18 protein-coding genes are annotated in these 19,551 nt (G+C 70.7%); 8 read left to right on the top strand and 10 right to left on the bottom strand.

The annotated features are described in order from the left end of the window. Nucleotides 1-396 precede the first annotated feature (396 nt). Nucleotides 397-1,506 carry an FAD-dependent monooxygenase gene (locus DFJ67_RS03990; protein WP_116066622.1) on the bottom strand — a complete coding sequence of 370 codons (1,110 nt, stop codon included), beginning with the start codon at nucleotides 1,504-1,506 and terminating at the stop codon, nucleotides 397-399. 146 nt (nucleotides 1,507-1,652) lie between these two features. Here DFJ67_RS03990 and DFJ67_RS03995 point away from each other — a divergent pair, with 146 nt between their 5' ends. Further along, nucleotides 1,653-3,035 (top strand): GH12 family glycosyl hydrolase domain-containing protein, encoded by a 1,383-nt coding sequence (locus DFJ67_RS03995; protein WP_116066623.1) that lies wholly within the window; start codon nucleotides 1,653-1,655, stop codon nucleotides 3,033-3,035. A gap of 159 nt (nucleotides 3,036-3,194) precedes the next feature. Here DFJ67_RS03995 and DFJ67_RS04000 read toward each other — a convergent pair whose 3' ends face one another. Together DFJ67_RS04000 and DFJ67_RS04005 are read right to left on the bottom strand one after the other, a co-directional pair. After that, nucleotides 3,195-3,611, bottom strand: a complete 417-nt coding sequence (locus DFJ67_RS04000) for a DUF5655 domain-containing protein (protein ID WP_116066624.1) — start codon at nucleotides 3,609-3,611, stop codon at nucleotides 3,195-3,197. After that, nucleotides 3,583-4,599: a GntR family transcriptional regulator gene (locus DFJ67_RS04005; RefSeq protein ID WP_116066625.1), complete on the bottom strand. Its 1,017-nt coding sequence runs from the start codon at nucleotides 4,597-4,599 to the stop codon at nucleotides 3,583-3,585. The genes DFJ67_RS04000 and DFJ67_RS04005 overlap by 29 nt, the downstream gene beginning before the upstream one ends. Before the next feature lie 128 nt (nucleotides 4,600-4,727). Here DFJ67_RS04005 and DFJ67_RS04010 point away from each other — a divergent pair, with 128 nt between their 5' ends. Further along, on the top strand, nucleotides 4,728-5,948 hold the full coding sequence (locus DFJ67_RS04010) for an FAD-dependent monooxygenase (RefSeq protein ID WP_170215738.1): 1,221 nt from the start codon (nucleotides 4,728-4,730) through the stop codon (nucleotides 5,946-5,948). 22 nt (nucleotides 5,949-5,970) lie between these two features. On the opposite strand, the gene DFJ67_RS04015 is transcribed toward DFJ67_RS04010, so the two are convergent. Further along, nucleotides 5,971-6,705 carry an aldo/keto reductase gene (locus DFJ67_RS04015; protein WP_116075599.1) on the bottom strand — a complete coding sequence of 245 codons (735 nt, stop codon included), beginning with the start codon at nucleotides 6,703-6,705 and terminating at the stop codon, nucleotides 5,971-5,973. A gap of 131 nt (nucleotides 6,706-6,836) precedes the next feature. Between DFJ67_RS04015 and DFJ67_RS04020 the strand changes: the two genes are divergently transcribed. Next, a complete protein-coding gene (locus DFJ67_RS04020; protein ID WP_116066627.1) occupies nucleotides 6,837-7,898 on the top strand; it encodes a DNA polymerase ligase N-terminal domain-containing protein in 1,062 nt (353 codons plus the stop codon). Between the two features lie 439 nt (nucleotides 7,899-8,337). On the opposite strand, the gene DFJ67_RS04025 is transcribed toward DFJ67_RS04020, so the two are convergent. Next, nucleotides 8,338-8,733 (bottom strand): cupin domain-containing protein, encoded by a 396-nt coding sequence (locus DFJ67_RS04025; protein ID WP_116066628.1) that lies wholly within the window; start codon nucleotides 8,731-8,733, stop codon nucleotides 8,338-8,340. A gap of 248 nt (nucleotides 8,734-8,981) precedes the next feature. Here DFJ67_RS04025 and DFJ67_RS04030 point away from each other — a divergent pair, with 248 nt between their 5' ends. Then, nucleotides 8,982-10,277, top strand: a complete 1,296-nt coding sequence (locus DFJ67_RS04030; RefSeq protein WP_116066629.1) for an outer membrane protein assembly factor BamB family protein — start codon at nucleotides 8,982-8,984, stop codon at nucleotides 10,275-10,277. Nucleotides 10,278-10,384: 107 nt separating this feature from the next. Next, nucleotides 10,385-11,551: a hypothetical protein gene (locus DFJ67_RS04035; protein ID WP_116066630.1), complete on the top strand. Its 1,167-nt coding sequence runs from the start codon at nucleotides 10,385-10,387 to the stop codon at nucleotides 11,549-11,551. Nucleotides 11,552-11,618: 67 nt separating this feature from the next. On the opposite strand, the gene DFJ67_RS04040 is transcribed toward DFJ67_RS04035, so the two are convergent. Both DFJ67_RS04040 and DFJ67_RS04045 read right to left on the bottom strand, forming a co-directional pair. Further along, nucleotides 11,619-11,819, bottom strand: a complete 201-nt coding sequence (locus tag DFJ67_RS04040) for a DUF397 domain-containing protein (RefSeq protein ID WP_116066631.1) — start codon at nucleotides 11,817-11,819, stop codon at nucleotides 11,619-11,621. Then, entirely contained in the window at nucleotides 11,816-12,700 is an 885-nt protein-coding gene (locus DFJ67_RS04045) for a helix-turn-helix domain-containing protein (RefSeq protein ID WP_116066632.1), read from the bottom strand. The genes DFJ67_RS04040 and DFJ67_RS04045 overlap by 4 nt, the downstream gene beginning before the upstream one ends. Nucleotides 12,701-12,909: 209 nt before the next feature. Here DFJ67_RS04045 and DFJ67_RS04050 point away from each other — a divergent pair, with 209 nt between their 5' ends. Further along, a complete protein-coding gene (locus tag DFJ67_RS04050; RefSeq protein WP_147315410.1) occupies nucleotides 12,910-13,134 on the top strand; it encodes a hypothetical protein in 225 nt (74 codons plus the stop codon). Here DFJ67_RS04050 and DFJ67_RS04055 read toward each other — a convergent pair. Next, on the bottom strand, nucleotides 13,100-14,389 hold the full coding sequence (locus DFJ67_RS04055) for an MFS transporter (protein WP_239096938.1): 1,290 nt from the start codon (nucleotides 14,387-14,389) through the stop codon (nucleotides 13,100-13,102). The two genes, DFJ67_RS04050 and DFJ67_RS04055, sit on opposite strands and share 35 nt — an antisense overlap. A 53-nt stretch (nucleotides 14,390-14,442) precedes the next feature. On the opposite strand from DFJ67_RS04055, the gene DFJ67_RS04060 reads away from it, so the two are divergent. Next, nucleotides 14,443-15,447 (top strand): GlxA family transcriptional regulator, encoded by a 1,005-nt coding sequence (locus tag DFJ67_RS04060; RefSeq protein WP_116066635.1) that lies wholly within the window; start codon nucleotides 14,443-14,445, stop codon nucleotides 15,445-15,447. A gap of 15 nt (nucleotides 15,448-15,462) precedes the next feature. After that, nucleotides 15,463-15,966 carry a hypothetical protein gene (locus DFJ67_RS04065; RefSeq protein WP_116066636.1) on the top strand — a complete coding sequence of 168 codons (504 nt, stop codon included), beginning with the start codon at nucleotides 15,463-15,465 and terminating at the stop codon, nucleotides 15,964-15,966. A 189-nt stretch (nucleotides 15,967-16,155) separates the two neighbouring features. Here DFJ67_RS04065 and DFJ67_RS04075 read toward each other — a convergent pair whose 3' ends face one another. Together DFJ67_RS04075 and DFJ67_RS04080 are read right to left on the bottom strand one after the other, a co-directional pair. Beyond that, nucleotides 16,156-18,108, bottom strand: a complete 1,953-nt coding sequence (locus DFJ67_RS04075; protein WP_116066638.1) for a VWA domain-containing protein — start codon at nucleotides 18,106-18,108, stop codon at nucleotides 16,156-16,158. Then, nucleotides 18,105-19,499 carry a sigma 54-interacting transcriptional regulator gene (locus tag DFJ67_RS04080; protein ID WP_239096937.1) on the bottom strand — a complete coding sequence of 465 codons (1,395 nt, stop codon included), beginning with the start codon at nucleotides 19,497-19,499 and terminating at the stop codon, nucleotides 18,105-18,107. Before DFJ67_RS04080 ends, DFJ67_RS04075 begins: the two co-directional genes overlap by 4 nt. Between the last annotated feature and the right edge of the window lie 52 nt (nucleotides 19,500-19,551).

The following is a 19,551-nucleotide window of genomic DNA, read 5'->3' on the forward strand; positions in this document are numbered from 1 at the left end:
GATCACGCAGCGGGGGCAGAAGATCACAAACCAGATCCCTCGGGTACGTGGGGCGGCGTTTTTCGCGCCGTCGGCGCACGGCCTGGACGAGGCCGCCGCACGGTCATGACGAGGCGAAACGCGGTCTCGCTTGGGCATGGTTCGGGCGCCCGGCTGCGGTCGCGCGGTCGCGCGGCGCGCGGCGTGCGGCGCGCGGCGTGCGGCGTGCGGCGCGCGGCGCGCGGCGTGCGGCGTGCGGCGTGCGGCGTGCGGCGTGCGGCCAGGCCAAACACACACTCACGCAGTCGCGCCGCCGGGCCAGGCCGAACGGGGTCGCACCGCTAGCCGCCAACGCCAGGCCGTGCAGGTTCGCGGCGCCGCATGGTCGGCCGTAGCTGCGCCGGTAGCGGCGGGCGGTCAGGCCGGGTCGACGAGGAGCCGGTAATGCTCGCGGAAGATGCGGTCGCCGCGGCCGCGGAGGAGCGGATCGCGCAGAGCCGGCGTGACGTCGCGGGTGCGGTCGCGGTCACGGGTGCGGTCGAGAACCCACTTGGTGCGCGGGCGGCGGCGGCTCTCGTAGCGGCGGAGCGCCTCCGGCACCGAGCCCACCGCGGTCAGCGCGTCGGCCAGCACCACCGCGTCCTCCAGCGCCATCGCGGCGCCCTCGGACAGGGTCGGTGACGTGGCGTGGGCGGCATCGCCGACGAGCACGGCCGGGCCGCGCGACCAACAGCCGATCTCGACCTCGTCGGTCAGGGCGACCTGCACCTTGACCACCGCGTCGAGCACGTCGGGAGCGGGTGCGCCGAAGCCGCCGAAGACCTCGCGTAGCCGGGCCAGCGGGTCGGGTGGCGCACTGGTGCCCGGCTCGTCGGCGTAGAGGTAAAGGCGTCCGTCGCCCATCGGCATGACGATGAACGCGGAGCGCAGGCCGAGCATGGCGAGCCAGTCGACGATCGGCGGGCCGCCGCTGACCACGCTTCGGTAGACCACCTGGCCGACCGGCCGGGCCGGGCCGCCGAGCGCCGCCAGGGCGCGGACCGCCGACTTGCGGCCGTCGGCACCGACCACCAGGTCGTAGGTCGCCATCGAGCCGTCACCGAACGTAGCCTCGGCAGTGCCGTCGGTTTGCAGGTCGAGGCGGGCCAGCGCGGTCTCGTAGCGGATCTCCCCGTCGAGCGAGGCGAGCAGCGCTTTTTGCAGGTCGGCTCTGGGCAATGCTCGACACTCGCCGACGCCGGACCAGAGCTTGCCGAGGTCGACCTCACACAGCTCGCTGCCGCGTTCGTCGAGGAAACGCTGCCGCTCGACCACGTCACCCAGCGCCCGGACCGACTCGTCGAGCCCCAGCTCACGCAACGCCCGCGCGGCGTTGCCGGGCAGGAAGATGCCGGCGCCGGGCAGCATGCTCGCGGGCAGCTTCTCAATGACCTCGGGGCGGTAACCGGCCAGGCGGAGCGCCCTGGCAACGGCAAGTCCGGCGATGCCGGCCCCGACGACGAGGACGCGCAGCGTTGACGGGAGCATGTGGACGGAGCCTCCGAGGTGGTCGAGGGGCCACGCACTGAAGCCAGAACATTACTCGGTGTCGGTGCCTCTATCCAGCGCCACAAACGTAGCCTAGTGTCGATGGAAGCGCTCCCATCTCCTCCCTCACCATCGGAAGGAGCAGCATGCGCCGACTTGCCCGCGCCGTCGCGACCGCCGTCCTGGTCGTGTCCGGCACGCTCGTCGTTGCGTCGCCGGCCCACGCCGACACGCTGATCTGTGAGCCGTTCGGCTCGACCACCATCCAGGGCCGATACGTCGTGCAGAACAACCGCTGGGGCTCGAGCGCCCAGCAGTGCATCAACGTCACCGACGCCGGCTTCAGCATCACCACGCAGCAGGGTTCGGCGGCCACCAACGGGGCGCCGTTGTCCTACCCGTCGGTCTTCCTGGGCTGCCACTACACCAACTGTTCGCCCGGCACGAACCTGCCGATCCAGGTCAGCCGCATCAGCAGCGCCACCTCGTCGATCAGCTACACCTACACGGGCGGCACTTACGACGCGGCGTATGACATCTGGCTCGACCCCACACCACGCACCGACGGGGTGAACCAGATGGAAATCATGATCTGGTTCAACCGCCAGGGCTCGATCCAGCCGATCGGCGGTGTGGTTGGCACCACTACCGTGGGCGGCCGGACCTGGCAGGTCTGGCAGGGCAGCAACGGGTCCAACAACGTCATCTCGTATGTCGCGCCCTCGGCGATCAGCTCCTGGAACTTCAGCGTGCTGGACTTCATCGCCGACGTGCGAACCCGCGGAGCGATCACCAACTCCTGGTATCTGACCAGCATCCAAGCCGGCTTCGAACCCTGGAGCGGCGGCGTCGGGCTCGGCGTAACCGCGTTCTCGGCCGCGGTGAACAGCGGCGGCACCGGCTCGGACACGCAGGCGCCATCGGTGCCCGGCCAACCGACCGCCGGCGCGGTCACCGCGTCGAGCGTCGCGCTCTCCTGGGCCGCCTCGACCGACAACGTCGGGGTGAGCGGGTATGACGTCTACCGCCAGCAGGGCAGCGGCACGGCCACCCTCGTCGGCAACACCGCCGGCACGTCGTTCACCGCGACCGGCTTGTCCGCCAGCACGGCCTACACCTTCTCGGTGCGGGCTCGCGACGCCGCCGGCAACGTCTCGGCGGCATCCCAGGGCCGGACCGTGACCACCGCCGGCTCCGGCGGTGGCGGCGGGGCCGGCTGCCAGGTGCGATATGTGTCGAATGCCTGGAACAACGGCTTCACCGCGGATGTGACGGTCACGAACACCGGCACGAGCGGCATCAACGGCTGGACGTTGACCTACAACCTCCCCGGCGGACAGGCCATCACCAATAGCTGGAACGCCACCGTGACGACCGCCGGCACGGCGGTCACCGCGCGCAACCTCGCGTGGAACGGAACGCTGGCCGCCGGCGCCAGCACCAGCTTCGGCTATCAGGGCACTCATGGTGGCGGCTACACCTCGCCTTCCGCATTCGCTCTCAACGGCTCGACCTGCACGGTCGGTTGACCGACTGACCGGTCGCGGGTGGCCACCGCGGTGATCGTCACCGCGGTGATCGCCACCCGCGACCAGCACAAACCACGTGCCCGGCGGCGACCTGGCTGACAGGCCGCGACCGGTCAGGCCCCAGAAACGGCCGCGTGCCACGGCGAACCGTGCGCCGAGTTAGGCGGAGGCGGCATGGTAGGCCTCCGTCAGCCAGGCGCGGACTTGCTCATCAACCTGGGATGCACTCGTCAGCGCCACGACATTGGCTACGCGGTCGGCCGACGCGCGAAGGCTCCGGCGCACGCGCGGGTCGTCGATCGCGCGCGGCAGCGTGAACCAGAGGTCGACGGCCCGCGCTCGCGGGCGGATCTCGGCCAGTGTGCGATCGGCCTTGAGGAAGATGCCCACCGAGACCGCGTCGGTGTGGACGGGGCCGAGGTCTTCAACGTGGGCGAGGATCGCGTCGAAGATCAGGCGCCATTCGGGCCGGTGGGGCGCGAACGTCTCGTCGACCGTGCCGGCGGGCACGCAGACGTGCGACTGGTTGGCCCGGCCGAACTCGCGTTCACAGGACGGACACGTCCACCTGGTCATCGCCGCTCACCTCCCGGCGGGCCAAGGCGACCGCGACGCCGTCGAGCATCAGGCGCAGGCCGGACTCGAACACCGCCTCGATGTCGTAGTCGAAGCCCTGCTCGGCCACATATCGCAGGCCCGCGAGGCGCTCCGGCCGCGAGTTCAGGACGGCCTCGATCTCGCCGCCGTGGGAATCGGCCCACTCGTCGTTGGTGACGCCGGTGTCTTCGCGGGCCTGCAACTCCGCGTCGAGGCTGAGCGCGGTCGCTCGCACATGCCCGAACAGAGACAGGTGGATGTGCATCATCTCGTCGGCGTTGAACCCGAGCGCCCGCAGTGAGTCGAGACTCCACTCCGAATAGGACAGCAGATTGGGCAGGAACTGTGGACGGGTCAACGACAGCGATTCGGCGGCCCACGGGTGCGTGGCGAAGGAGCGCCACATGTGGCGAGCGGCTGTCTCGAGCCGGACCCGCCACTGCGGGGGCGGCTCGGCTGGCAACGGGTCGTCGCCGAACACCGCGTCGAGCATCGCCAGGATGAGCTCGTCTTTGCCGGGCACGTGCCGGTAGAGGGACATCGTGGCGACGCCGAGGTCGGCCGCGACCCGGCGCATCGTGAGCATCGACAGGCCTTCGGCGTCGGCGATCGCGATCGCCGACCGGACTATCCGCTCGCGAGTGAGCTCGGTGTCTCCGGATCTGCGCAGCCGTGGGGTCGCCGAGCCGTGGAAGCCGCCCGCACGCGCGGAGATGCCGTGCTCAACCACCGTGTCGACACCGGGGCCGCTCCGCTCGATGACCACGCTCCCCGCGCCCGACCGGGTCTCCACGAGCCCGGCCTCGCGCAGCGTGTTGATCACTTTGGTCGCGGTCGCCATCGCCACGCCCCAGTCGCGGGTGATCTCCCGAGTCGACGGGATGCGATCGCCGGGACCAAGGTCGCCGCGCGCGATCCGCTCTCGGATCTCCGCCGCGATCCGCCGGTAGGGCGCTTCCTGGGCCATCGCTGTCAACACCTCCTTTGCACTAGTGCGGGACGAGCGTAACACGAGCAAAGCTAGTGCGCTATACAACGTACGCGTCTCTGATGTACGTTGTACGCGTCCCACCGCACCCTGGAGGCACACACACCATGAACGTCCTGATCTCTGGAGCCGGCATCGGCGGGCTCGCCCTGGCCCACTGGCTGCACCGGCACGGCATCTCCGCCACCGTCGTCGAGCGAGCGCCCGCCCTCCGCAACGGTGGCCAGGCCATCGACATCCGCGGCGCGGCCCGCACGGTCGTCGAGCGGATGGGCCTTCTCGACGCGATCCGTGCCAGACACACCGGAACCCACGGCATCGTCTACGTCGACCGGCGCGGCGCCCCGATCGCGCGTATGGGCGGCGACGACTTCGGCGACTCCGGCGGGGTGGTGGCCGAGATCGAGATCCTCCGCAACGACCTGGTGCGCATCCTGCACGAGGCGGCGCCCGAGGCCGAATACCTGTTCGACGACCACATCACCGCGCTGCACGAGGGCGCCGACGGCATCACCGCCACGTTCCACCGCGCGCGCTCGCGCACCTTCGACGCGGTCATCGGCGCCGACGGCCTGCGTTCCGGCGTGCGCGCTCTCGCGTTCGGCGCCGACCGCCAATACGTGCGCGACCTGGGGATGTACGGGTCATATTTCGCCGCCCGAAGCTCACTCGACCTCGACGGCTGGGAGGTCATGTACAACCTGCCCGCCGGCAACGGGGTCGGCGGCCGGGTCCTGCTGCTCTACCCCGTCGGCCGCGACGGCGAGGTGCGCGCGATGTTCTCGTGGTCGTCGCCGACCCTCGGCCTCGACCGGCGCGTCACGGCGACGCAGAAGGCGGCGCTGGCGGAGGTGTTCGCCGGCGCCGGCTGGGAGATACCGAGGCTGCTCGACCAGATGTGGCGCACCGACGATTTCTATTTCGCCCGCACCGGCGCCACCCAGCTCGACGGCTGGTCGCGCGGCCGTGCGACGTTGCTCGGCGACGCGGCCTTCGCCGGCTCGCTGGGCATGGGCACGAGCATGGCGCTGGTCGGCGCATACGTGCTCGCCGGCGAGCTCGCCACCACAGCCGACCCGACCTCGGCGTTCCGCGGCTACGAAGCAGGGATGCGCGACTACGTGACCCGCAACCTCAAGCGCCCGCCGGGCAGCGACCACGGCTTCGCACCCGCTTCACGGGCCGGGATCTGGCTGCGCAACCAGGTGGTCCGCACCATGACGAAGCTCCCTGGCAAGAGCGCGATGACCGGCAACCTCCAGGCGGCGGCCAACGCCATCACGCTGAAGGACTACCCGTTGGCGAGCGACGCCGTGACGACGCCTTAGGCACGGACGGGGCCGCCCGCGATCAGCGGCCCATGGCGTCGATGACCGACATCTCGTCGTCGGTGAGTTCGAAGCCGAAGACGTCAGCGTTGGAGCGGATCCGGGCGGGGGTGACCGACTTAGGAATCACGACGATTCCATGTTGGATGTGCCAGCGCACGACGACCTGGGCCGGCGAGACGCTGTGGACGTCGGCGATGTCGGCCAGCACCGGGTCGCCGAGCCGGGTGGTCTTGAAGGGGCTATAGCCCTCAAGGGCCACGCCACGCTCGCGGTGGCCCTCGACCAGTTCCTCGTCATACAGGCGCGGGCCCCACTTGATCTGGTTGACCGCCGGGGCTTCACCGGTCGCGGCGATCAGTTCGTCGATCTGATCGAGCGAATAGTTGCTGACCCCGATCGTGCGGGTGAGGCCCGCGTCGCGGATTTCGATCATTTTGCGCCAGATGTCGACCAGGCCGCCGCGCGACGGTGGCCAGTGGATCAGCCAGAGGTCGAGGTGGTCTACGCCGAGCATGCGCAGGCTTTCGTCGATCGTTCGTTGCTCGCGGCCGACTCGCTCGGCAGGAAGTTTGGTGGTGATGAAAATGTCCTCGCGCGGCACGCCGCTGTCGGCGATCGCCCGACCGACCAGGTCCTCGTTGCCATACGCGGTGGCTGTATCGATCAGGCGATACCCGGCCTCCAGCGCCGCCACGACGGAGCGGTGGGCGCTCTCGCCGTGGGCCTGCCAGGTTCCGAAGCCGAGCAGCGGCATCCTCACGTTGCCCGGGAGCTGCACCGTTGGTTGTGCGGTCGATGAGGTCATGACCTCGCGTACCCCTTCATCACGTCAGCATGCCCGATTGCGCCGATGCACGGCGGGCGCCCATCCCGGACAATATCCTCATGGCCGACCGGCTGGACGAATACCGCCGTAAGCGTGATGCGGCACGCACCCCCGAACCGGTGCCGCAGGACGCGCCCGCGCCGGGCGCCGACAACCGCTTCGTGATCCAGCAGCACCACGCCCGGGCGTTGCACTGGGACCTGCGGCTGGAGCGCGACGGTGTGTTGGTCTCCTGGGCCGTGCCCCGCGGTCTGCCGCGCGACCAGGTGCGCAACCACCTGGCCGTCCACACCGAAGACCACCCGATGGAGTATCTGACCTTCCACGGCGACATCCCGGCGGGTGAATACGGCGGGGGTCGGATGAGCGTGTTCGACACCGGGACCTACGAGACGGAGAAGTGGCGTGCCGACGAGGTCATGGTCACCCTCCACGGCGACCGGGTCGAGGGTCGTTACGTGCTGTTCCGCACCGCGCGGCCCGAGCCGGGCAAGCGCGAAGAGTGGATGGTCCGGCGCATGTCGCCGCCGGCCGACGGATGGGAGCCGCTACCTGACCTGATTCGCCCGTCGCGACCGACGCCCGTCGACGCGCTGCCCGAGCCCGACGACGAGTGGGCCTTCGAGATGCGTTGGGAAGGCACCCGTGCGGTCGCCTACATTTCCGGTGGCCGGGTCCGTCTGATGTCGATGTCCGACCAGGACATCACCAGCAGCTACCCGGCGGTCCGCGACCTCGGGCCGGCTCTCGCGCCCACCGAAGCCGTTCTCGACGGGGAGATCGTCGCCTTCGACCGGCAGGGGCGGGTCCGCCAGGCGCCGACCAGCGTCGCCGGGCGCCGGCTGCCGCCGGGGCTGGTGGTCAGCTACCTGGCCTACGACCTGCTCTGGCTCGAAGGCCGCCGCACGGTCGACCTTCCTTACACCCAGCGGCGCGAACTGCTCGACGGCCTGGCCCTTTCGGGCCCGGCCTGGCAGACGCCGCCGTCATTCCACGGCGGCGGCCAGTTCGCCCTCGATGCCGCGACCGAGCAGGGCCTGCCGGGCGTGATCGCGAAACGGCTCGACTCCGTCTACACGCCCGGTCGCCGCACCAAGGACTGGCTCCGCATCGACGCCTAACCGCCAGGCGGCTAGGTCGACAGCCAGCCGACGGCCAAACCCGCCGGCTGGGCCGTCACCTGAACCGCCAAGACTTGACCGACGGTCAGACCGTCGGCCTGGCCGAGACCTGAACCGACGGCTGGGCCGACGACCGAAGCCGTCGGCTCGGCCGACACCACAGGCCCTCGGCTCGGCCGACGACCAAAGCCGTCGGCTCGGCCGACACCACAGGCCCTCGGCTCGGCCGACACCACAGGCCGTCGGCTAGGTCGACACCCAACCGACGCCCAAACCCCGTCGGCTAGGCCGACACGCAAACCGACAGCCAACCCGACGCCGAAGCCGGCGCCCCAAACCGAGAACCAGCCCAACGCCGAAGCCGGCGCCCAACTCGACAGCAACCCGACGCCAAACCGGCCGTCCAAGCCGACGGCCAACCCGGCGCCCGGATCGACGGCTAGGCAGCGGCCGGCGGTTCGTCCTCGCCGGCCTCCTCGAGGCGGTCGGCCTCCTCCTTCGTCGCGTGGACGGCGTCTGTCGCGTGCTCGGGCGGCCCGTACACCGTGTAGAGCACCAGTGGGTTGGGGCCGGTGTTGACGAAGTTGTGCTTGGTGCCCGCGTGGACAAAGACCAGGTCACCGGGGTTGACCGGCTTCTTCTCCCCACCGACCCGGGCCTCGCCCACGCCGCTGACAAATGTCAGGAGCTGGTCGGTGTTCTCGTGGACCTCCTCGCCGATCTCCCCGTTGGGCGGGATGGTCATGACGACGAGTTGGGTGTATTTGCCGGTCGCGAGTACCCGGCGGAAATCGGGACTGCGGTCGGCCACGGCGGCGATCGTGAAGTGCTCCATGTCCTCTTCCATACCCGGCCGAATACTGGTGCGAACGAGGTTTGGCAGAACCATCCACCGGGCAGTCGAGTCTTTAACCAGGTCCGCATCGATGTACCGCCTACGGGCTGCACCGATGGGAGACGGTCACACTCCCGCAACCGCGGCGCGCATCGGCGCCGCGGTGCGGGAGTTTTAACGTCCGCCGTTCGGCTCATGGACCCTTGTCATTCCCCGCGCGAGACTGCATCGCAGGTGGCGTTGATGCGATGACCAGGGGTAACGAGGTCGGCGTCTGGCCGGCGGGGAGCACCGGCCCGGGCGGCCGGCTCGGCCATGTCATCGAGATCGAGCGCGACAGCGACTGGGAGCCACCCGAGCCGCGTCCGTGGAGCAGGCGCACCCGCCTGATCGCCACGGCGCTGGTCGTCGCGGCCGCGGCGGGCGTCTACTTCGCCGGCGTCGCCCGGCCGTCTTCGCTCGCGCCGATGTTTCTGCGGGTCGGCACCGCCGAGGCGCTGGCGCTCGACGACTCCCGCGCCTATGTCGTCGGCGGAAACATGGTCCGCGCCTACGCGCTCGGTGAGGGCAACCAACTCTGGTCGGTGCGGGTCGTCGGGCTCTCATCGTTAATCGCCCTCGACGGGGACCGGCTGGCGGTCGCCACCGTCGACGTCGGTCAGCGGCCGTCCGTCGAGGTTCTCGATGCCCGCACCGGCGCGGTCGTCTGGCACCGGCAGACCCGCTTCGTGACCGTCGCGGGCGACATCGTGGTGGTCAACGGCCCCGCCGAAGGCGACCAGGTCCCGCTACGTGGCCTGTCGGTGCACGACGGCAGTCCGCGCTGGACGGTCGCGCTCGACCCGACCGTGACGGTCGCCAACAACTCCGGGCCGCCGCGCAGCAGCCAGGTCGAGGTGTGGCCCGGCCATCTTCGGGTACGCGACCTGACCAGCGGCCGCGTCGTGGTCGACACCGTGCAACAGACCACCGGGCCAGCGGAGAGCGCGACCGTCGTCGACGGCACGGCGCTCGTCGTCGACCAGCACAACATGATCTCCGCGTACGACACCGGCGACGGACATCCGCTCTGGCGGGTACCGCTTCCCGTGGTGGGGGTGTATTCCGCGTTCGGTGACTGCGGCCGCCTCATCTGCCACATCAACGACCGTGGCACGGTCGCGCTCGACCGGCTCTCCGGGCAGCAGGTGTGGCGGTCGACCAAGCGCTATCTCTCGGTGCCGGTCGACGAGGAGCACATGTTCGTCGCCGAGACGTTCAACGGCTTCGACGGCCCGGGCACCACGGTCCTCGACCCGCGCACCGGGCAGGTCCGGGCGGATCCGGCCCCGTGGCAGGCGCTCGGCGTGATCAACGGGGCGGAGTTGCTGGTCTGGCGGTACGACGGCCCCCGGCAACAACTGCTCGGCCTCTTCGACGCCCGCTCCGCACACACCCGGATCATCGGCCGAGCCGACGGTTGGATCGTGCCGCCGACGTGCGTGAGCAGCCCGCGGCATGTGCTATGCGCCAACGCCTTCGACTTCGCCGTCTGGCCGCGCTAGCCGAAAGCGGAGCGAGCACAGCGTCCCTCGAAGGAAGGACAATGTGGAGACACTGGATGTCTGCGTGCAATTATCGCATTCCTGTGTCTTTTCCCTCCTGGAGTGTCATGAACAGCCAGTCGCTGGCGGCCGAATTCGCGAACCGTACCTCTGGCTTCTGGTCCTACATGACGCGCGAGGCGCTGGCCGACTGGGTGGTCCGCGCCGACGCCGAACCGCAGCCTTTCGGCGCGCTGCCCTCGGCGGGGCCGCGGCTGCCGGGGCTGATCCGGGCGATCAACGACGCCGACGCGAAGAGCCTTCGTGAGGTGGCGCTCGGCATCGCCGGCATCGTGGTGCGCACCACCGTGCCGGCCGCCGCCGAGACCGCCGGCCAGCACTGGCTGCTGACCCCCTACGCGAACGGCGCCGAGCGCTGGTTTCGACTGACCGTCGGCATGTGCTGGGCGGCGGAGGTCAGCTATTTCGATGACGGCCGGATCACCACCGTCTTCCGGATGGCCGACTCCCCCATCCGCCGCGCCCTTGACGACGGCTCGCTGCGCGCCGACGACCTGATCAAGTTCGGCATCGCCCGCCGCTCCGACGGCCTGCGTACGTTCGCCGAGGACGCCACCGTCTACCACTGCCCCGACATCGACGGCCTGCTGTGGTTCCTGGACCAGCCCGCGGTCGGTGAGGCGATCCGGCTGATGAACGCCCGCCTCGTCGCGAGCGGCCAGTTCGCGTGGCACAAGAGCTACGACCCGGACCTGGCCGAGGAGTCCTGGGCCGCCGCCGAGGCATTGTCATTGCCGGATCCGCTCGACCAGCCCCGGCACCAGGCCGAGCCCCGCCACCGCTGGACCCAGGAGGCCGTCCCCGCGTTCCCCGAGTGGCAGGCCGTCAACGCGGAGGCGCACGAGTCGGCCCGCGACGAGCACGACCGCCTACTGGTGCTGCTGATGACCAAGCTCAACGACATCGACATCAAGCCGTTCCAGCCCACCGAGCCCCGCGCCGACCTGGCCTGGCGCACCCCGGACGGGCGGCTGCACATCGTCGAGGCGAAGAGCCTGCTCGGCCCGACCGAGGCCGACCGCCTCCGGCTGGGCCTGGGCGAAATCCTCGACTACCGCCACCGCTTCAGCAAGAAAGAAGACACGGACGGCGAAGACCCGCAGGCCTACCTCTTGGTGGAACACGTCGACGACCACGCCTGGCACGCCATCTGCCGCGACGTCGGCGTCCGCCTCCTGGTCGCCACCGACAGCGACCTCTGGAAGCTCAACTAGCCAACGCCACGAACGCGAAACAGCGGCGAGACCCGCGAACGGGTCTCGCCGCGTTGGACGCCGAGCGTTACGCGCCAGGCGCGAATTCGCCGCGGTTGGTGGCGTCGACGAAGGACTGCCAGGCTCCGCGGGTGAAGGTCAGGATGGGCCCGGTCTTGTCCTTTGAGTCGCGGACGCCGATCTCGTTGTCGAGCTTTGCCCACTCGACACAGCCGCCGTTGTTTCCGCTGTATGTGGACTTCGTCCAGGTGACCGCTTCGTCACTCATCGTACGTACTCCTCCGCTAGCGCCCGGATTTCGCGACTAGATTCTGCCTCGTTCAAGGCACGGTCGGAAGCACCAATCCAGATCGCCTCGTAAGAGTGAACCTCGCGGGGTTTATCGAGGTAGAGAGCACCGGTTGGGCCGTCGGTGTACACCGTGGACGGTTCTGGCTCGCGGCCGCGCTCCTTGGGGAAGTCAAGGATGGTGAAGCTGCCCGCGGCGACCCAGCGATGGAGGCCAAACTTGAGCGGCAATATACGGACCGTCACATTCGGCAGGTCGTTGGCTTCAGCCAGAAAACGCACCTGACCGACCATCGCCTCGCGATCTTCAAGGGGACGGCGGAGCACCGCCTCGCTGAGGATGACCTCCAGCGTCGGCGCCGGCGGCAGCTTGCGCCTGAGCAGGTTCTGCCGCTCCATCCGCACGGCGAGCCGCCGTTCCTGCTCCTCGGCCGCCAGATCCGGGTCGTCCAACGCGATCACTTCTCGGGTGTACGCCTTTGTCTGCAACAGACCGGGCACCACATCGGACTGTAGATAGCGGATCCGGCTGGCCGCCGCTTCGAGGCCGACGTACAACTCGAACCAGCTCGGTAGCGCGTCTCCATAGGACTGCCACCAGCCCTTCGCTTTCGTCTCCCGGGCCAGCGCCATCAGTGCCTCGGTCAGTTCTGGCGACGCTTCGTAGAGTTCGCACATCGCCTTGACGTCGAGGGCGCGCATGCCTACTGTTCCGTTTTCGATCCGCCAGATCCGCGGCGTCGACCATTCCAGCGCGTCGGCCGCCGCTTTGACCGTGACCTGCGCTTCTTCGCGAGCCCTTCTCAGATATCGGCCGAGTTGCCGCCGCGGAACGGTCGAACCGTGGTCTTCGGTCGGCATGTTCGTTCCTCCCCGAACAGCGATTCTGTAGTGGACACCCGCAGATCGTTGCGTCTTCGTCGCGCGTGGGCGGAATTCTGCTCCGCAACATTGCGTTTGGGAAGGCCCGAGACCAACATTCAACGCATGGGCAGACGGAAGCGCCGAAATCCCCCAGCGAAACCGGCGAAGCCAGCAGACCACAGGCGAGCAGACGGAAGGGGGCAATCATGATCGACGCTGGGAATGTGATCGAGTGCCCGCCGGGCAGTTGGAAGTTCACCGGTGCGCCGCACACCTTGTTCCTCCGCGTGGAAAAGGTGCGCGACGACCTGTCCGGCTTCTATGAAGGTGAGGTCTGGCTCGAAGGCCAGCAACTGGCCCGCGACGGCACACCGCTCGGCCGGCTCCAGGCGCTGGTCACCGTGGAGCGGATCCGGGTAGTCCGGCCATAGCCGGCGTGGCGACGAACACCGCACCGCGGCGGCGCAGCAGCAGCAGCGACAGGCCCGCGGCGCCGATGGCCAGCAGCCCGGCGACATACCAGGCCAGGTTGTAGTTGCCGAGTTGGTCCCGGACCAGCCCCGCCGCCGACGCCGCCACCGCGGCTCCGATCTGGTGCGAGGCGAACACCCAGCCGAAGACCACCGCGCCGCGGTCGCCGAAATACTCGCGGCACAACGCCACGGTCGGCGGCACGGTCGCCACCCAGTCGAGGCCGTAGAACAGGATGAACACCACCATCGACGGCCGCACGGAGTCGCCGAACAGCGCCGGCAGCAGCAACAGCGAGCCGCCGCGCAGCGCGTAGTAGCCGCCGAGCAGCAGGCGGCTGTCGAACCGGTCGGTGAGCCAACCCGACGCGATCGTGCCGGCGATGTCGAACAGGCCGATCAGCGCGAGCAGTGACGCGGCCGTGGTCTCGGCCATGCCGTGGTCGTGCGCGGCCGGGATGAAGTGGGTGCCGACCAGCCCGTTGGTGGTCGCGCCGCAGATCGCGAAGCCGCCGGCGAGCAACCAGAACGCGCGGGTCCGGGACGCGTCGCGCAGCGCGCCGAGCGCCCGCCGGGCCGCACCGCCGGCGGGCGCCGGCGCCGGCACGACCTCGGTTCCGCCATAGGGCGGCAGGCCAAGGTCGCTCGGGTGGTCGCGCAGAAACCACAGCACCAGGGGTACGACGGCCAGCGCCGCCCCGGCGACCACCAGCGACGCGGTGCGCCAACTGCTGCCCTCGACCAGGTAGGCGAGCAGCGGGAGGAAGACCAGTTGACCGGTCGCGCCGGCGGCGGTGAGCACGCCGGTGACCAGGCCGCGGCGCTTGACGAACCAGCGGCCGGTGATCGTCGCGACGAACGCCAGCGCCATCGAGCCCGTGCCGACCCCGACCAGCACGCCCCAGCAGAGGATCAACTCGGCGCTGTTGCGCATGAAGACGGTCAGCCCGCTGCCGAGCGAGACCAGCAACAGCGCGGTCGCGACCACCTGCCGGATGCCGAACCGGTCCATCAGCGCCGCCGCGAACGGCGCGGTCACGCCGAAGAGCAACAGGTTGATCGAGACGGCGGCGGAGATCGTGGCCAGCGGCCAGCCGAACTCCTCGTGCAGCGGGTGGATGAGGACGCTCGGGGTGGCGCGGAACCCGGCCGCACCGATCAGCGCGACGAACGCGACGGCGGCCACGAGCCAGGCAGGGTGAATGAGACGGCGCACGAAAAGAAGCATGAAGCAAAGGGGGTACGGCCACGAGTGGCCCGACAGCCATCATGCGCAATAATCCGGCCATGGCCCATCGCATCGCCGTCCTCGCCCTCGACCACGTGGTCGGCCTCGACCTCGGCACCTCCGCACAGGTCTTCGGCACCGCCCGGGACGCCACCGGGAAGCGGCTCTACCGGGTCGACATGTGCACGCCGGGCGGCCGGCCGGTCCGGGTCACCGCCGGCTTCGCCGCGCACCCCGACCACGACCTGTCGCTGACCGAGACCGCTGACACGGTCATCGTGCCCGGGATCCACGCCGGCCCGCCGATGACCGACGGGACCGTCGACCCCGAGGTCACCACCGCGCTGCGAAACGCGCATGCCCGGGGTGCCCGGGTGATGTCGATCTGCACGGGTTCGTTCGTGCTGGCCGCCGCCGGCCTGCTGGACGGCCGCCGGGCCACCACCCACTGGGCGCACGCCGACGAGTTCCGGCGCTTCCATCCCTCCGTACACCTGGATCCGGGTGTGTTGTTCGTCGACGACGGCGACATCCTCACCTCGGCCGGCGTCGCGGCGGGGATCGACCTGTGCCTGCACGTGATCCGCCGCGACCACGGCGCCGAGGTGGCCAACCACGCCGCCCGGCGCTGTGTCGTGCCGCCCTGGCGCGACGGCGGCCAGGCCCAGTTCATCGAGCGCCCGCTGCCCATCGGTGACGGCGCGGCGTCGACGGCGGCCACCCGGTCCTGGTCGCTGGAACGCCTCGGCGAGCCGTTGACGCTGATCACGATGGCCGGGCACGCCCGGATGAGCGTGCGCACGTTCACCCGGCGGTTCCGCGAGGAGACCGGGGTGAGCCCGGCCCGCTGGCTGTTGCAGCAGCGCACCGACCATGCGCGGCGGCTGCTGGAGACCACCGGGCTCGGCGTCGACCAGGTCGCCCGGCAGGCCGGCTTCGGCACAGCGGCCGCGTTGCGGCAACAGTTGCACGCCGCGATCGGTGTGTCGCCGACCACGTACCGTCGCACGTTCCGCCCTCCCACTGGCGATCGGGTGCCGGGATAGGCGACTATGCCTGCCATGCAACCGCACGAGCGACCGGGTGGGCAGGTTTACGGCGGCGGTCCCACCGGCGGGGGTAGCCCCTACGGCGAACCGACCAGCGGGGGTCCCGGCTACCCCGGGCCGACCAGCGGCGGCGCCGTCTACGGTGGCCCGACCAGCGGCGGGCCGAGCTATGGCGCCCCGACCAGCGGCGCGCCGACCTACGGAGCACCTACCAGCGGCGGCCCGGGCTACGGCGGCGCCGGCCCGGTCTACGGCGACCGGCGCGGCGGCGGAGCCGGTGGTGGCCGGAGCGGAGGCGGCCGCGGCGGAGGCGGCCGCAGCGGCGGGGGCCAGAACCCGCCGCCACCCGGCCGCGACCCACTGATCCTCGGCGCCCTGGCCATCGGCGTCATCGGGATCCTGCTCGGCATCCTGTTCGCGACCGGCGTCTTCGCCCCCGACGACGCACCGCCCGCGACGACGCCGCCGGCCGGCACCGCACCCGCGACCCCACCGGCAACCACCGCCGGCGGCTGACCGGATGTCGGTTGGCCGACAACAGGACTGGGATCCCTGGAGCGAGCGGCGCCGCATGGTCAGGAGCCGGACGTCCTACCGTTTACTCATCCTGTCGGCCCATGTCTCGCAGGCCCCGCTCGCACGCGGCCTGAATGAGCGTAAAGCTCAGCTCAGCGGCATGATCCTCGTGGATTTGCTGACCATGCGCTATGCGGCCCTGGCCCCGCGTCGCCCTCGCCGGGCGCGGATGTAGTCGGACACCACGTAGGCACCGAGGTCGCCGGAAGACGGGGTGAAGACCCGCCCGCCGCTGCGCCGGGCCACCGCGTCGACGAACCGCTTCAACCCCTCGTCCTCGCCGAGCATGAACAGGTTGATCGTGGCGCCGTAGCGGGTCAGCCGGTCGACCTCCTGCACCGTCGCCTGGATCGTCTCCCGGGTCGGCGGCCACATGAACACCGGATAGCCGTCGTCGTCGACGTGTGCGGTCGGCTCGCCGTCGGTGACCACCAGCACGACCGGCTCGGCGCCGGGGTGCTTGCGCAGGTGGCGGCCGGCCTGGCGGAGCGCGTCGTGCAGGTTGGTGCCCTGCTCGTAGTCGGGCTCGACCGCCGCGAGTTCGGCCTGCGACAGCGGCGCCGCCGACCGGCCGAAGCCGATGATCTGCAACGCGTCCTGCGGGAACCGGGTGGCCACGAGGTGCGAGAGCGCCAGCGCGGTCTGCTTCATCGGGCCCCACCGGCCCTCGGCGACCATCGAGTAGGACAGGTCGACGCAGACCGCCACGGCCGCCGAAGCGCGCCGCTCGGTCTCCACCACCTCGAAGTCGTCGACCGACAGCTCGACCGGCACGCCGGCGCCACCGCGGGCCACGGCCCGGGTCAGCGTGCGGACGACGTCGAGCGGCTGCTCGTCGCCGTACTCCCAGGGGCGGGAAGCGCCGGTCACCTCGCCGGCCGCACCGGCGTCGCGCAGGTCGTGCGTCCCCCGCCGGCCGGCGGTGAGGTCGGCGAACACCCGGCGCAGCGCGGTGCCGCCGAGCCGCCGCAGCGCCTTCGGCGAGAGGGTCAGGCCCTCGGCGGTGCGGGTCACCCAGCCCTGCCGGCGCATCTCGCGTTCGAGTTCCTGGAGCCGGCGTACGTCGTCGGCGGCGGACCGGCCGAGGGCCCGCTCGACCGCCTCCACGTCGACGTCGTCGAGGGTCGCGCCGGGGTGCTCCTGGCCGAGCTGGTCGATCAGGTCGTCGAGGTCGCCGATCTCCTCCAGCGCGCCGGTGGCTTCGCCGTACCCGAGCGGTTCCTCGCCCCGCATCCGCTCCCGGCGGTCCCAGCCCAGGTCGGGCCGGAGCGCGCGTAGGTTGTCGGTCAGCGCGCCCATCTCGCGGGCCAGGTCGCCGTTGCCGAGCGCTTGCTGCATCAGCGACGCCAACTCGTCACGCTGCTGTGGCGACAGCGACCGCATCAGCCGCTCACCGGCCGCTGCCCGGCGAGCCAGCGCGTCGACCAGCTCGTCGACGGTCTGGGGCTGCTCCGGGAAATAGTCGCCGTGCCGGCGCATGAACTCGGCGAACTGGTCGGTGGTGTCCTCGCCCCGGGCGTGCTGGGCGAGCAGCGCGTTGAGGTCGCGCATCATCTCGGCGACGGCCTGCTGTGCGGCCGGGTCCTGGAGCGACTCGCGCATGCCACGGAACCGCTGCTCGACCACGTCACGCCGGAGCCCGTCGAGGATCTCCTGGTAGCGCTGCCGGCCCTCCTCGCTGGCCCACTGATAGTCGGACAGCTCCTCGACCGCCCGCGCGGTCGACCGGGGCAGGTTGTCGAGCATCGCCTCGTTGAACCGGGCCGCGTCGTCGTCGCGGCCGGCCAGTTCCTCGCGCTCGGCCGCCAGGGCCTGGTCGAGGAGCTGCTGCGCCCGGGTCACCGCGCCGTCGAGCTGGCCGCGGCGCATCGCGTCGCGGCGCATCCGGCGGGCCCGCGCCTGGAGGTCGTCGAGCCCGCCGCGGTCGCCGGGGCCGCGCCGCAACAGGTTGCGCAGCGCGTCGCGCAACGAGCCGCCGTCGAGCACTTCGGCACCGACGTCGTCGACGGCGCCGCGCACGTCGTATGGCGGGGCGAGCGGGTCCGGCCCGCCCGCCCACGCGCCGTAGCGGTTGCTTTTCATCCCCGGCTGCCATACATCGTGCGGCCGTCGCCGCTGGCCTTCGACATGCGCCGGGTCAGGTGCAGGCCCTCCAGCACGAACTCGACGCCGGCGGCCGCCTCGCCCCGGGTCGGCGCGTCGCCCAGGCCCAGCCGGTCGAGCACCTTGGCCAGACCGGGCAGGGTGCCCACCTGGCGGAGGATCTCGTCGGCCGGGACCAGCTCGCCGGTCTCGATGATGTCGCCCTCGGCGACCAGGTTGACGAAGCTGGACAGGTCGAGGCCGGCCAGCCGGGCGCGGAAGGTCTCGGCGGTCGCCGTACGCAGCAGGTGGGCCAGGATCTCGACCTCGCGCCCCTCTTCGCCGCTCTCGAACTCGACCTTGCCGCGCAGCGTGCTGGTCACCGACTCGGCGTCGCCGATCCGGGCCACCGCCACGTCCTCACCGAGCAGGCCGGAACGGCGCAGCGCGGCGGCGGCGACGGTCTCGGCAGCGGCGATCGGGAACCGGGCGGAGACACCGGAGCGGGCGTCGACCGACGGCGACTCGCGGACCCCACGGGCGAACCGGGCCAGCACCTCGAGCACGTGATCCGGCACCGAGGCAACCAGGTCAGCTTCCTGGCGGACCAGGTCGAGCTCCAGCTCGAGCTCGAGCGGGTAGTGGGTGCGGATCTCGGCGCCGAACCGGTCCTTGAGCGGCGTGATGATCCGCCCGCGGTTGGTGTAGTCCTCCGGGTTGGCGCTGGCCACGAGCAACACGTCGAGCGGCAGCCGGAGCTGGTAGCCGCGGATCTGGATGTCGCGCTCCTCGAGCACGTTGAGCAGGCTGACCTGGATCCGCTCGGCGAGGTCGGGCAGCTCGTTGACGGCGAAGATGCCGCGGTTGGTCCGCGGTACGAGGCCGAAGTGGATGGTCTCGGGGTCGCCGAGGGTGCGGCCCTGCGCGACCCGGATCGGGTCGACGTCGCCGACCAGGTCGCCGACGCTGGTGTCCGGGGTGGCCAGCTTCTCGCCGTAGCGCATCGACCGGTGCAGCCAGGCGACCGGCTGGTCGTCGCCGTTCTCCTCGACGGTCCGGCGGGACGACGGGGTGACGGGGTTGAGCGGGTGTTCGTTGATCTCGGAGCCGGGGATCACCGGGGTCCACTCGTCGAGCAGGCCGACCAGCGACCGGATGAGCCGGGTCTTGCCCTGGCCGCGCTCGCCGAGCAGCACCATGTCGTGACCGGCCAGGATGGCCCGCTCGACCTCGGGCAGGACGGTCTGGTCATAGCCGACGATGCCCGGGAATCGGGGCACACCGGTGCGCATCCGGTCCAGCAGGTTGGCCCGGAGCTCCTCCTTGACGGTGCGATAGGTGTAGCCGGCGGCCCGCAGCTCCCCGACGGTGCGAGGCAGGTTTTCTGTCACCCGACCGACGCTATCTCGCTCTCGGGAACAGCGGGTGGACAGCATGTACTCC

The sequence above is a fragment of the Asanoa ferruginea genome, from assembly GCF_003387075.1.
Classification (GTDB): Bacteria; Actinomycetota; Actinomycetes; order Mycobacteriales; family Micromonosporaceae; genus Asanoa; species Asanoa ferruginea.

Coding starts and splice junctions, on each gene's coding strand:
- DFJ67_RS03990 (WP_116066622.1), bottom strand. CDS start 1,506: ATGCTCCCGTCAACGCTGCGCGTCCTCGTCGTCGGGGCCGGCATCGCC.
- DFJ67_RS03995 (WP_116066623.1), top strand. CDS start 1,653: ATGCGCCGACTTGCCCGCGCCGTCGCGACCGCCGTCCTGGTCGTGTCC.
- DFJ67_RS04000 (WP_116066624.1), bottom strand. CDS start 3,611: ATGACCAGGTGGACGTGTCCGTCCTGTGAACGCGAGTTCGGCCGGGCC.
- DFJ67_RS04005 (WP_116066625.1), bottom strand. CDS start 4,599: ATGGCCCAGGAAGCGCCCTACCGGCGGATCGCGGCGGAGATCCGAGAG.
- DFJ67_RS04010 (WP_170215738.1), top strand. CDS start 4,728: ATGAACGTCCTGATCTCTGGAGCCGGCATCGGCGGGCTCGCCCTGGCC.
- DFJ67_RS04015 (WP_116075599.1), bottom strand. CDS start 6,705: ATGCCGCTGCTCGGCTTCGGAACCTGGCAGGCCCACGGCGAGAGCGCC.
- DFJ67_RS04020 (WP_116066627.1), top strand. CDS start 6,837: ATGGCCGACCGGCTGGACGAATACCGCCGTAAGCGTGATGCGGCACGC.
- DFJ67_RS04025 (WP_116066628.1), bottom strand. CDS start 8,733: ATGGAGCACTTCACGATCGCCGCCGTGGCCGACCGCAGTCCCGATTTC.
- DFJ67_RS04030 (WP_116066629.1), top strand. CDS start 8,982: ATGACCAGGGGTAACGAGGTCGGCGTCTGGCCGGCGGGGAGCACCGGC.
- DFJ67_RS04035 (WP_116066630.1), top strand. CDS start 10,385: ATGAACAGCCAGTCGCTGGCGGCCGAATTCGCGAACCGTACCTCTGGC.
- DFJ67_RS04040 (WP_116066631.1), bottom strand. CDS start 11,819: ATGAGTGACGAAGCGGTCACCTGGACGAAGTCCACATACAGCGGAAAC.
- DFJ67_RS04045 (WP_116066632.1), bottom strand. CDS start 12,700: ATGCCGACCGAAGACCACGGTTCGACCGTTCCGCGGCGGCAACTCGGC.
- DFJ67_RS04050 (WP_147315410.1), top strand. CDS start 12,910: ATGATCGACGCTGGGAATGTGATCGAGTGCCCGCCGGGCAGTTGGAAG.
- DFJ67_RS04060 (WP_116066635.1), top strand. CDS start 14,443: ATGCGCAATAATCCGGCCATGGCCCATCGCATCGCCGTCCTCGCCCTC.
- DFJ67_RS04065 (WP_116066636.1), top strand. CDS start 15,463: ATGCAACCGCACGAGCGACCGGGTGGGCAGGTTTACGGCGGCGGTCCC.
- DFJ67_RS04075 (WP_116066638.1), bottom strand. CDS start 18,108: ATGAAAAGCAACCGCTACGGCGCGTGGGCGGGCGGGCCGGACCCGCTC.